Consider the following 12,446-nt stretch of genomic DNA (forward strand, 5'->3'; position numbering starts at 1 on the left):
GGCGCGGCGGGCAGGCCCGGGGACGGGCGCGGGGACGGGCGCGGGGACGGGCCAGCTGTCGGGCAGGATTTGCCGAGGCGGACAAACCACGACGGCGGCACCCACAGGAGGGTGCCGCCGTCGTTCTCCGGAGCCAGGGGCCGGTCGAAAGCCGTTACGCAGGCCGTCCCGGAAAGGGGCTTGCCGCTAGCAGCAGCGACCCTCCGGGTTGGCGTCCTGGCGATCCATTTTGTCCTTCCAGAACTCGCGCTCGGTCAGCATAGCTCCCGCGCATCCCGAGGACTGATGAAAGGAAACATACTTCCGGTAGGCGTCCTCCCCCATGACGTCGCGGAAAAACCGCACGAATCCGCTCAGGCCCTGTTTCACGCCGGCTGTGCTCATGAGTGGGCCTTCCGGACAACCAATTTGTCCGCCGGCAGCGCATCCCACTGTGCCTGGATTTCCTTTTCCGCCGGAGTGGCCAGGAAGCCAGCCGGGGCAAACATCCTTGACGGAACGGCCGGATCTTCGGCGCTGAGGGAACCGCCGGAACGGTAGGAATGGATGCTCGCAATCACTGCGGCGATGATGACAATGATCGCCAGCGTCACAAACACGATGGACAGCGTGCCCTGGATGAAGGTGTTCCGAACCACCGCTTCCATGGCCGCCACGGTCTTGGCGGTGCCAAAACTCGTTTCGCCGCGTTCCAGGGCCGCCTTGAAGGCGTTGTGCTGGGCCCAGTAGCCCACTGCCGGAACGGAGGAGAAGATCTTGTACATGGACGCCGTGATGGTCACCACCGAGGCGAAGGCCAGCGGCAGAACCACAATCCAGATGTACTTGAAGACGTTCTTCTTGGCCAGGATGGCCAGGCAGATGGCCAGCGCAATAGCCGCCAGCAGCTGGTTGGCAATGCCGAAGAGCGGGAACAGGGTGTTGATGCCGCCCAGCGGGTCCGTGACCCCCATGATCAGGATCGAGCCCCAACCTCCCACCATGACGGCCGTACAAATCCATGCTCCCGTGCGCCAGGACGTGTCCCGGAACTTGGGGATGAAGTTGCCGATGGAATCCTGAAGCATGAACCGGGCCACGCGGGTGCCTGCGTCCACTGCGGTGAGGATGAACAGCGCTTCGAACATGATCGCGAAGTGGTACCAGAAAGCCATCATCGAAGTTCCGCCGATGAGGCTGTGCATGATCTGCGCCAGGCCCACTGCGAGGGTGGGAGCTCCGCCGGTGCGCGAAACGATCGATTCCTCGCCCACGTTGGAGGCCATGGTGCTGAGCATGTCCGGGGTCAGGTTCACGCCGGCCAGGCCCAAGCTGTTGACGAAGGCGACGGCGCCTTCCACGGTGCCGCCGGTGGCTGCCGCCGAGGAGTTCATGGCGAAGTAGATGCCGCGGTCAATGGAGATTGCCGCCACCAGGGCCATGATGGCCACGAAGGACTCCATCAGCATGCCGCCGTAACCAATGAACCGGGTCTGGCGTTCCTTCTCGATCATCTTCGGCGTGGTGCCGGAGGCGATGAGGGCGTGGAATCCGGAGAGGGCGCCGCAGGCAATGGTGACAAACAGGAACGGGAACAGCGGTCCGGCCACCACGGGGCCGTTGTCCGCGGACGCGAATTCGCTGATTGCCGGCACAGTGATGTCGGGGCGGACGATGATGATGGCCAGGGCCAGCATCACGATGGTCCCCACCTTCATGAAGGTGGAGAGGTAGTCACGCGGGGCGAGCAGCAGCCAGACGGGGAGCACTGCGGCAATGAACCCGTAGATGATGATGCCCCAGGCGATGACGGTCTTGTCCAGGGTGAGGAAGTCGCCCAGCGCCGTGTCGGCAATGACGCCGCCGCCGATGATGGCCGCCAGCAGCAGGATGAATCCGATGATCGAAACTTCGGTGACCTTGCCGGGGCGCAGGAAGCGCAGGTACACGCCCATGAACAGCGCGATGGGAATGGTCATGCCCACGGAGAAAACGCCCCAGGGGCTTTCCGCCAGGGCGTTGACGACCACCAGGGCCAGGATGGCCACAATGATGATCATGATGGCCAGGGTGGCAACCAGGGCTGCGGTGCCGCCCACGCGGCCGAGCTCCTCCCGGGCCATCTGGCCCAGCGACCGGCCGCCGCGGCGCATGGAGAAGAACATGACCAGATAATCCTGGACGGCACCGGCGAAGACGACGCCGATGATGATCCAGATGGTGCCGGGCAGGTATCCCATCTGGGCCGCGAGGACCGGGCCCACCAGCGGGCCGGCGCCGGCGATGGCGGCGAAGTGGTGTCCGTACAGCACGCGGCGGTCCGTGGCTGCGTAGTCCTTGCCGTCGGCCTTGTATTCCGCCGGGGTGGCCCGGCGGTCATTGGGCTGCAGGAGCTTGCGTTCAATGAATTTGGAGTAGAAGCGGTAGGCAATGAAGTAGGTGCACACCGCGGCGAAGACAAACCAGATGGCGTTGACGGTTTCCCCGCGGACCAGGGCCAGCATGAACCAGCTGACGCCTCCCAGCAGGGCGATGCCGACCCAAACGGCAATCTTCAGGGGCGTCCAGCGGCGGTCTTCGGCTTCGATTACTTCGGGATCGACCGCTACCGGCGGAAGATCCGGGTCCTGCAGCAGGACGTCTGCGTCCTGGGACTGTCCGGGCGCGGCCCTGCGCCGGCGATTCTCACTCATGGGAATTTCCCTTTGTTTGCGGTAACGGCGTGGAGGAGCCGGTAGTGAACCGGCCGGGAGCCGGAACATTCCGCACTCTTGCCATCGAGGTTAGCAGTGCCCTGTGACACACTCCACAAAACGCGAAGCAGGCCGGTGACCGTTACTCGGTCACCGGCCTGTTCAAATTACCCGCCGGGGCAAATTACTCGCCTTTACAAATTACTGGGCTGCACGAAAACCCCGGATCAGGTTGTCAGCAGGATTTTTCCCGTGTGCCGGCCGGAATCGAAGTATTCGTGCGCGGCTGCCGCTTCAGCCAGCGGGAACGTCCGATCAACCAGCGGGCGGATCTTGCCGGCTTCGATCAGCGGCCAGACGTACTGCTGGACCGCCTGCATGATGGCCGCCTTTTCCTCAGTGGGGCGGGCGCGCAGCGTGGTTCCAATGACTGCCAGCCGCTTGCTCATCAGCTGGTTGAGGTTGATTTCCGCCGTGGCGCCGCCCTGCAGGCCAATGATGACCAGCCGCCCGGAAACTGCGAGTGCGTCGAGGTTGCGCTGCAGATACTTCGCTCCGATGACGTCCAGGATGACGTCCGCTCCGCGCCCGTCGGTGACTTCATGCACCCGCGCCACAAAATCCTCGGTCTTGTAATTAATCAGGATTTCCGCACCCAGGGAGCGCGCCAGTTCCAGCTTCTCATCCGACCCGGCCGTCACCATGGGCACGGCGCCAAAGGCTGCCACCATCTGAATCGCCATGGTGCCGATGCCGCCGGCACCGCCGTGGATCAGGACATGGTCTCCCTCGGTGACTCCGGCGGCCATGAAGAGGTTGGAGAAGACCGTAGCCGCGGTTTCCGGCAGGGACGCTGCCGTGACCAGATCCATCCCGGCCGGGACGGGCAGGACCTGTCCGGCCGGAACGTTCACCTGGTCGGCGTAACCGCCGCCGGTCAGGAGGGCGACGACGTCTGCTCCCACGGAGAACCCTTCAACTCCGGCTCCCACGGCGGCGACCCGCCCGGACACTTCAAGTCCGGGATATTCGGAGGCTCCGGCCGGAACCGGGTAGTGCCCCTGGCGCTGCAGCACGTCAGCGCGGTTGAGGCCTGCTGCGGCCACATCGATCAGGATTTCTCCGGGTCCGGGCACCGGCGCGGGAACGTCCTGCACCTGCAGGGCTTCCGGGCCGCCGGGCGTATCAATGACAATCGCTCTCATTTTGTCCTCCACGGAGATTGATCGAATTTTGGTGAAATGCACCTGTCTGCCAGACTACTAGGGGGAAGGTTGTCCGAGCGGCCGATGGAGCTGGTCTTGAAAACCAGTGTGCGGTAACCCCGTACCAAGGGTTCGAATCCCTTACCTTCCGCGCAAATAAAGAAAGCGGTCCCTTTACAGGGGCCGCTTTTTTGCTGCCCGAGCTCTTCCCCGGGCACAGATAACTTCGAGCCGGCCTCAGTTATTCCGGCGCCCCGGGTTCGACCCCAAGACTCGCATTTCCGTGCAATCCGGGCTCCCGATCAGCGGCATCTCCGCCGCCGTTTCCCTGCACTCCACCGGCGTGTCACCCATTTGTAACGCAGACCACTTAGTATTACGTGCGTCACACGCGTTACACCCCCCCTCGGCGCCGCTCGCGGCGGCCACTACCGTCAGCTGGCATCCCGGCTGGCCAAGGAGCAAGAGGCATGAGCCCAACATTCTGGAAGGCCGCGCTGGGAACCACCCTCTCAGCCGGACTGCTGGCAGCGCCCATCACGGCGCTGCCGGCCTACGCACAAGACAGCACTGCCGCTGTTGCCCCCGGCATCATCATTAATGAGGCCTACCTGAGCGGCGGCAGCGCAAACGCGCCGTTCGCCAACAAATTCGTGGAACTGTACAACCCCACCTCATCGGATGTGAGCCTGGAGGGCTGGTCGCTGCAGTACCGTGCGGCCGGCTCGACGGCGGCTCCCACCGGCATCGGTGCGCTCTCCGGGTCCATCCCCGCCGGGGGCTACTATCTGGTGTCCGGCGCGTCCAACGGCACCACCGGCGCTCCCCTTCCGGCAGCGGACGCCACCGTTGGCGCCAGCTTCGGCGGCGCAGGCGGCACCCTGATCCTGTCCAACCAGGCCACCCGCGTGGATCCCCTGCCCGTCGGTTCGGTCACCGCTGCGCCCGGCGTGGTGGACCTGCTGGGCTACGGAACTTCCAACACCTTTGAAACCGCAGCAGCACAAGCTCCGGCCGGCAACAGCGATCCGAAGTCCCTGAACCGCAACGGCTTTGCTGACACCAACAACAATGCCGCCGACTTCGTGCTGAGCGCTGACGTCACCCCCACCGGAACGGGCGGCACGGCTCCCACCGAGCCGGCCCCCACACCCACCCCCACGCCCTCGCCCACTGCACCCGCAGACCCCCCGGCCGGAGCGGTTCCGATCGCCGAGATCCAGGGATCCGGCGACGCCAGCCCGCTGACGGGACAAACCGTCACCACCCGCGGCAAGGTCACCGGGGTTTACCCCACCGGCGGGTTCAACGGCTACTACATCCAGACCCCCGGCACCGGCGGCACCCTGGATCCGGCCACCCACACCGCCTCCGACGGCATCTTTGTCTTCTCCGCCGACACCGCAGCCTCCGTGGCCGCCGGCGACTACGTGGAAGTCACCGGCACTGTCGGCGAATACTTCGGCCTCACCCAGCTCACCGTCTCCGCCGGCAACCTGGCCAAGCTCGATGAGCCTGCCGAGGAGGTCAAGCCGGCCGCCGTCGCCTGGCCGGCCACCGACGTCGAACGCGAAGCGCTGGAAGGCATGCTGCTGGCACCGCAGGGCAGCTTTACCGTCACCGACAACTACTCCTTGAACCAGTACGCGGAAATCGGACTGGCTGCCGGTGAAACACCCCTGGTCCAGCCCACCGCGGTGGCCGCCGTCGGCACCCCCGAGCACGCCGCCGTCGTCGCCGACAACGCTGCGCGCGCCGTCAAGCTCGACGACGGCGCCAGCATCAACTTCCTCAGCGCCGCCAACCAGGGCACTCCCCTGCCGTACCTGACGCTGGACAACCCGGTACGCGTCGGCGCCGCCGCCACCTTTACCACCGGCGTCATCCTGGACTACCGCAACAGCGCCTGGAAGTTTCAGCCGCTGACTGCGCTTACTGCCGCCAACGCTGCCGAGGTTACCCCGGCGTCGTTCGAAGCCACCCGCACCGCAGCACCCGAAAGCGTGGGCGGAAACCTCAAGCTCGCCTCCTTCAACGTGCTGAACTACTTCAGCACCACCGGCGCGGACCTGACCGGCTGCACCTACAACAATGACCGCACCGGGGCTCCGTTGACCGTGCGCGGCGGATGCGATGCCCGCGGCGCCGCGAACCCGGAAAACCTGGAGCGCCAGCAGGCCAAGATCGTGTCCGCCATCAACGCCCTGGGCGCCGACGTCGTCTCCTTGATGGAGGTGGAAAACTCGGCGGTGTTCGGCAAGGACCGCGACGAGGCCCTGGCCAACCTGACCGCAGCCCTGAACGAGGCAGCACCGGGAACCTGGGACTACGTGCGCTCCCCCGCCGCACTGCCCGACGCCGAAGACGTCATCCGCACGGCCTTCATCTTCCGTACGGCGGCAGCAGAACCGGTTGGTGAATCCGTGATTCTCAACGATGAATCCGTGTTCTCCAATGCCCGTGAACCGCTGGCGCAGGCGTTCAAGCCTGTCAACGGCGACGCCGGCTCCACCATCCTGGCCATCAGCAACCACTTCAAGTCCAAGGGCTCTGCCCCGGCGACCGGAGAAAATGCGGACACCGGACAGGGCGGCTGGAATGCCGACCGTGTCCGGCAGGCACAGGCACTGGCCGCTTTTGCGGACAGCACCGCCAAGGCTGCCGGAACCGACAAGGTCTTCCTGCTGGGTGACTTCAACGCCTACTCCGCCGAAGACCCCATGACCACCCTGGTTGATGCCGGTTACGTGGATCTGGGCAAGGCAACAGGAAAGCACTCCTACGCCTACAGCGGCCTGGTTGGTTCACTGGACCACATCATGGCTTCTCCGGCGGCGGCCGAAGCCGTCACCGGTGCTGACATCTGGAACATCAACTCCGTGGAGTCGGTGGCCCTGGAATACAGCCGGTACAACACCAATGCCACCGACTATTACGCGCCGGATCCGTACCGTTCCTCGGACCACGATCCGATCATCGTCGGCTTGGACCTCACGCCGGCCGGTACCGAAACCAAAGAACTCAACCTGCTGAACATCAACGATTTCCACGGCCGCATCGACGCGAACACCGTGAATTTCGCCGGGACCGTTGAACAGCTCAAGGCCGCCGCACCCGAGGGCAGCTCGCTGTTCCTCTCCGCGGGGGACAACATCGGCGCCTCACTGTTCGCCTCCTCGGTGCAGCAGGATGTTCCGACCCTTGATGTTCTGAACGCGCTGGGGCTGCGGGCCTCCGCAGTGGGCAACCATGAGTTCGACGCCGGGTTCACGGACCTTCGGGACCGCGTTGATCCGGCTGCGGATTTCCCGTACCTGGGCGCAAACGTTTATCTGAAGGGCACCACCACCCCGGCACTGGATGAGTACACGGTCCTGGACGTCGACGGTGTCTCAGTGGCCGTCATCGGCGCCATCACCGAAGAAACGTCTGCACTGGTCAGCCCCGGCGGAATCGCCGAGCTGGAGTTCGGGGATCCGGTGGAAGCCGTGAACCGCGTGGCTGAACGTCTCCAGTCGGAGGGCGACGTTGACGTGATCATCGCCGAGTACCACGAGGGCGCCGGCAGCGGCACCCCGGACGGTGCCACGCTGGAGGCCGAACTGGCCGACGGCGGCGCATTTGCCGACATTGTCACCGGCACCACCGCACTGGTGGACGCCATCTACACCGGCCACACCCACAAGCAGTACGCCTGGGATGCCCCCGTTCCCGGCGCCGGCGGCAAGACCCGCCCGGTGCTGCAGACAGGCTCCTACGGCGAGTTCATCGGCCAGATCAACCTGGACTACAACCCGGCAACGGATGAAGTCCTGTCCTACACGGCCACGAACGTTCCGCGGACCACCGCGAGCGCCGACTCACTCGTCGCCGCCTACCCGGCAGTGGCAAAGGTCAAGTCCATTGTGGATGCAGCACTGGCCTCCGCCGCCGAGATCGGCAACCAGCCGGTCGGCTCGGTCACTGCTGACATCACGACGGCGTTCAACGGCACCGTCCGCGATGACCGCAGCTCGGAATCCACGCTGGGCAACCTGGTGGCCGATTCGCTGCTGAGCACCCTCTCCTCCGCTGAGCGCGGCGGCGCCGAAATCGGCGTCACCAACCCCGGCGGGCTGCGGGCCGAGCTGTACTACGGCGACGACGGCGTGATCACCTACGCGGAAGCCAACGCCGTGCTGCCGTTCGTGAACAACCTCTGGACCACCACGCTCACCGGCGCCCAGCTCAAGACGATGCTGGAACAGCAGTGGCAGCCCGAGGGAAGCTCGCGTGCCTTCCTGGCACTGGGCCTGTCCGACAACATCACCTACACCTACGATCCCGACCAGCCGCGCGGCTCCCGCATCCAGACCGTCACCATCAACGGTGCCGCCATGGATCCGGCCCGCGACTACCGGGTGGGCACCTTCAGCTTCCTGGCCCAGGGCGGCGACAACTTCACCGTCTTCTCTGAAGGAACCAACACCCGGGATACGGGACTGGTGGACCGCGATGCGTGGATCAGCTACATCAAGGCCAACAGCCCGCTCTCCCCGGACTTCGCCCGCCAGGGTGTCATTGTGAAGGGCGCTCCGGGGACAGTGAAGGCCGGAGCAGCAGCGTCCTTCACGGTGTCCGGCCTCGATCTGACCTCACTGGGCAGCCCGGCAAACACCGCGCTCGCCGCCAGCTGGGTGAACAGCTCCGGCACCGCCACGGCGCTGGGCACCGCAGCGGTGGCCGGCGGCACGGCAACGGTCAACATCACCCTTCCGTCGTCGGCCTCCGGCCCGGGCACCTTGGTGCTTACCGCCGATCCGTCCGGAACCACTGTGTCCCAACCGGTCACGGTGGAGGCCGCTCCCACGGTTCCGCCGGCTCCGGTGTGCACCGCTCCGGTTCCGCCGCAGCACTGGTGGGATCTGCGGGGCTGGCTGCGGTACGCCGTTGACTGGGCCAAGTATGTGAGCTGCCTGTACGGCCGCGGCTAACCGCCAGCGGCTCGAGCAGGACAGACCCGAGCAAGCAAAAAGCGGCGCCGTCCGGACACTTGGTCCGGGCGGCGCCGCTTTTCCGTGCCGGGAGGTCCCGCTAGTCGCGCGGATCGGGGTCGTTGGGTTTCTCGCTGCCCATGTCCGCTGCGCCGAAGACTTTGACCATCGGGTTGTCCGTTTCCTCGTTGGCCCGCGGTTTCAGCTCCGGATGATGCAGGTCCAGGGCGGGACGCTCGGAACGGATGCGCGGCAGCGACGTGAAGTTGTGCCGCGGCGGCGGGCAGGACGTGGCCCACTCCAGCGAACATCCAAAGCCCCAGGGATCGTCAACCCCCACCTTCCGCCCCCGCCGCCAGGTGATGTAGACGTTCCAGAAGAACGGAATCATCGAAGCACCCAGGAGCATCGAGAAGACGGTGGACAGCTGGTTCATCCCGGTGAAGTTGTCCTCCGGCAGGTAATCCGCGTACCGGCGGGGCATGCCGCTCACGCCGAGCCAGTGCTGGATCAGGAACGTGCCGTGGAAGCCGATGAACAGCATCCAGAAGTGAATTTTGCCAAGCCGTTCGTTGAGCATCTTTCCGGTGAATTTGGGCCACCAGAAGTAGAAGCCGGCAAACATGGCGAACACCACAGTTCCGAACACTACGTAGTGGAAGTGCGCCACCACAAAGTAGGTGTCCGACACCTGGTAATCCAGCGGCGGCGAAGCCAGGATGATGCCCGTCAGTCCCCCAAACAGGAAGGTGATGAGGAAGCCGACGGCCCACAGCATGGGGGTCTCAAAGGTGATGGAGCCCCGCCACATGGTTCCGATCCAGTTGAAGAACTTCACACCGGTGGGCACCGCAATCAGCATGGTCATGAAGGCGAAGAAGGACTGCATCACTGCACCGGTGACATACATGTGGTGCGCCCACACGGTCACCGAGAGGGCCGCGATGGCGATGGTGGCAAAAACCAGTCCCTTGTAGCCAAAGATGGGTTTGCGGCTGAAGACCGGAAGGATCTCGGAGATGATGCCGAAGAACGGCAGCGCGATGATGTACACCTCGGGGTGGCCGAAGAACCAGAACAGGTGCTGCCACAGAATGGACCCGCCGCGGTCCACATCGAAGATGTGGGCTCCGAACCGCCGGTCCGCGCCCAGCGCGAACAGCGCTGCCGCCAGGGGCGGGAAGGCCATGAGGACCAGGATGGCCGTCACGAGGGTGTTCCAGGTGAAAATCGGCATCCGCCACATGGTCATGCCGGGAGCACGCAGGCAGATGATGGTGGTGATGAAGTTGACCGACCCGAGAATGGTTCCGAATCCGGACAGCGCCAGTCCGAACACCCACAGATCCCCGCCGATGCCGGGTGAGAACGTGGCGTCGGACAGCGGCGCGTAGGCCGTCCAGCCAAACGATGCCGCCCCCTGGGGAGTGATGAATCCGCTCACCGCAATGGTGCTGCCAAAGAGGAAGAACCAGAAGGCCAGGGCGTTCAGCCGCGGGAAGGAAACGTCGGGAGCACCGATTTGCAGCGGCATGATGATGTTGGCGAATCCGGCGAACAGCGGTGTGGCAAACATCAGCAGCATCACTGTGCCGTGCATCGTGAACAGCTGGTTGTACTGTTCCTTGGTCTGCAGGATCTGCATCCCCGGCTCAAACAGTTCCGCACGGATCACCAGCGCCATCACTCCGCCGAGGCAGAAGAACGTGAAGGAGGCGATCAGGTACATGTAGCCGATCGTCTTGTGATCCGTTGAGGTCAGCCAGTTGACCACAATCCGGCCCTTGGAGAGGGGCACGACGCGCGGCGGTACGAAAGTTCCGGATTCATCGGTGGAGTACTTAAGCGTCGACATGCAATGCCATCCCTTGGGTGCATAGGCCAGAACACTGTGCTTTCGGCGGTCCCCGGAAGAGGGCGTCGTGTCTTGTATCGTAGGGCTCCGCTTTCACCCCCGTCCAGAGGCTAACGCCCCCTTTCTGCCTCCTCCGGCCACAGGTGTCTCAGCGCATCTCAACGCACACCGGGAATGAAACAGCAGATGCTCCGGTTGAATCCGGCACATGCGTCAAGATTTCAAGGAGAACCACATGACCTCCCAGGTCGAATCACCCACAACCGTGCTCACCGATTGGATTCCCTCGAAGCAGTACATTGCCGGACAGTGGCGCGATGGAAGCTCCGACCGGGTCCTGAGCGACACCAGCCCCTTTGACGGCACGGAGCTCATGAACATCCGCCAGGCCTCCGTTGAGGACCTGGACGAGGCATACACCGCCGCGGCCGAGGCCCAGCAGGAATGGGCAGCGCAGACCCCGGCAGCACGCCGCGCGGTCATGGAGCGGGCTGCTCAGATCTTTGACGAACGCCGTGACGAAATCATGGCCTGGCTGGCCGCAGAATCCGGCAGCACCGTGGTCAAGGCCACCATCGAAATCAACTCGGCCCGCTCCATCACCAAGGAGTCGGCCACCTTCCCGCACCGCGTCACCGGGAAGATCCTGCACTCCGACGTCCCCGGCAAGGAATCCCGCGTCTACCGCGGACCGCTGGGCGTGGTGGGCGTCATCAGCCCCTGGAATTTCCCGCTGCACCTGTCCATGCGCTCGGTTGCACCGGCCCTGGCAGTGGGCAACGCCGTCGTCCTCAAGCCGGCCAGCGATACCCCGGTGACCGGCGGACTGATGATAGGCCGGATCTTCGAGGAGGCCGGACTGCCGGCCGGTGTGCTCAGCGTAGTGGTGGGCGCCGGCTCCGAAATCGGCGACCCCTTCGTGGAACACCCGATTCCGTCGTTCATTTCCTTTACGGGCTCGACGCCGGTGGGCAAGAACCTCGGCGCGCTGGCTGCCAGCGGCCCCACCCTGAAGCACGTCGCACTGGAACTCGGCGGCAACAGCCCGTTCGTGGTGCTGGCTGACGCGGACGTGGACCAGGCCGTCAAGGCCGCCGTCATGGGCAAGTTCCTGCACCAGGGACAGATTTGCATGGCGATCAACCGGATCATCGTCGAAGACGCCGTGTATGACGAGTTCGTGGAGAAGTTCACCGCGCACGTCAAGACGCTGAACTCCGGGGACCCCCGGGACGCGCAGAACACCGTGGGCCCGATCATCAATGCAAAGCAGCTCCAGGGCCTGCAGAAGAAGATCGAGCTGGCCCGGGAACAGGGCGCCCGGATGGTTGTCGAAGGAGAAACAATCGGGCAGGTTCTTTCCCCGTACGTCTTCGCCGACGTCACCAAGGACATGGAACTCTTCCAGGAAGAGATTTTCGGTCCCATCGCCGGCATCATCCGCGCCGCAGACGCTGAAGATGCCCTGTCACTGGCCAACGCCAGCGACCTGGGACTGTCCAGCTCGGTGTTCACCTCGGATCTGGACCGCGGAGCCCAGTTTGCCCGCCGCATCAAGGCAGGCATGACCCACGTCAACGACGTTCCGGTCCAGGACGAAGCACACGTTGCGTTCGGCGGCGAGAAGAACTCCGGCCTCGGCCGTTTCAACGGCGAGTGGGCAATCGAGGAATTCACCACGGATCACACCGTCACCCTGCAGCGCGGAGCACGTCAGTACCCGTTCTAAGCAGCACCGTTA

General features: G+C 64.6%; 6 protein-coding genes and 1 tRNA gene. 3 read left to right on the forward strand and 4 right to left on the reverse strand.

Annotation, left to right across the window (positions count from 1 at the left end; all coding sequences use genetic code 11):
* Positions 1 to 186: 186 nt before the first annotated feature.
* The 3 genes from AC4D2Q_RS15705 to AC4D2Q_RS15715 form a co-directional block, all read right to left on the reverse strand.
* Positions 187 to 384 carry a YbdD/YjiX family protein gene (locus tag AC4D2Q_RS15705; protein WP_490947397.1) on the reverse strand — a complete coding sequence of 66 codons (198 nt, stop codon included), beginning with the start codon at positions 382 to 384 and terminating at the stop codon, positions 187 to 189.
* Positions 381 to 2,672, reverse strand: coding sequence for a carbon starvation CstA family protein (locus AC4D2Q_RS15710; protein ID WP_490947398.1), 2,292 nt, complete (start codon positions 2,670 to 2,672; stop codon positions 381 to 383). Before AC4D2Q_RS15710 ends, AC4D2Q_RS15705 begins: the two co-directional genes overlap by 4 nt.
* A gap of 227 nt (positions 2,673 to 2,899) precedes the next feature.
* Complete coding sequence (locus AC4D2Q_RS15715; protein WP_490947399.1) at positions 2,900 to 3,877, reverse strand: NAD(P)H-quinone oxidoreductase; 978 nt, start codon at positions 3,875 to 3,877, stop codon at positions 2,900 to 2,902.
* Positions 3,878 to 3,940: 63 nt separating this feature from the next.
* Between AC4D2Q_RS15715 and AC4D2Q_RS15720 the strand changes: the two genes are divergently transcribed.
* Positions 3,941 to 4,028 (forward strand) — tRNA-Ser (locus tag AC4D2Q_RS15720).
* A 319-nt stretch (positions 4,029 to 4,347) separates the two neighbouring features.
* Positions 4,348 to 8,850 (forward strand): ExeM/NucH family extracellular endonuclease, encoded by a 4,503-nt coding sequence (locus tag AC4D2Q_RS15725; RefSeq protein WP_490947400.1) that lies wholly within the window; start codon positions 4,348 to 4,350, stop codon positions 8,848 to 8,850.
* A gap of 100 nt (positions 8,851 to 8,950) precedes the next feature.
* Here AC4D2Q_RS15725 and ctaD read toward each other — a convergent pair whose 3' ends face one another.
* Entirely contained in the window at positions 8,951 to 10,705 is a 1,755-nt protein-coding gene (ctaD, locus tag AC4D2Q_RS15730) for an aa3-type cytochrome oxidase subunit I (protein WP_490927914.1), read from the reverse strand.
* 235 nt (positions 10,706 to 10,940) lie between these two features.
* On the opposite strand from ctaD, the gene AC4D2Q_RS15735 reads away from it, so the two are divergent.
* A complete protein-coding gene (locus AC4D2Q_RS15735) occupies positions 10,941 to 12,434 on the forward strand; it encodes an aldehyde dehydrogenase family protein (RefSeq protein ID WP_490947401.1) in 1,494 nt (497 codons plus the stop codon).
* Positions 12,435 to 12,446: the final 12 nt, after the last annotated feature.

This window comes from Arthrobacter sp. TJ-178, assembly GCF_058269275.1.

Excerpts from the sequence above, each read along its gene's own strand:
- AC4D2Q_RS15705 (WP_490947397.1), bottom strand. The coding sequence starts at position 384 with ATGAGCACAGCCGGCGTGAAACAGGGCCTGAGCGGATTCGTGCGGTTT.
- AC4D2Q_RS15710 (WP_490947398.1), bottom strand. The coding sequence starts at position 2,672 with ATGAGTGAGAATCGCCGGCGCAGGGCCGCGCCCGGACAGTCCCAGGAC.
- AC4D2Q_RS15715 (WP_490947399.1), bottom strand. The coding sequence starts at position 3,877 with ATGAGAGCGATTGTCATTGATACGCCCGGCGGCCCGGAAGCCCTGCAG.
- AC4D2Q_RS15725 (WP_490947400.1), top strand. The coding sequence starts at position 4,348 with ATGAGCCCAACATTCTGGAAGGCCGCGCTGGGAACCACCCTCTCAGCC.
- ctaD (WP_490927914.1), bottom strand. The coding sequence starts at position 10,705 with ATGTCGACGCTTAAGTACTCCACCGATGAATCCGGAACTTTCGTACCG.
- AC4D2Q_RS15735 (WP_490947401.1), top strand. The coding sequence starts at position 10,941 with ATGACCTCCCAGGTCGAATCACCCACAACCGTGCTCACCGATTGGATT.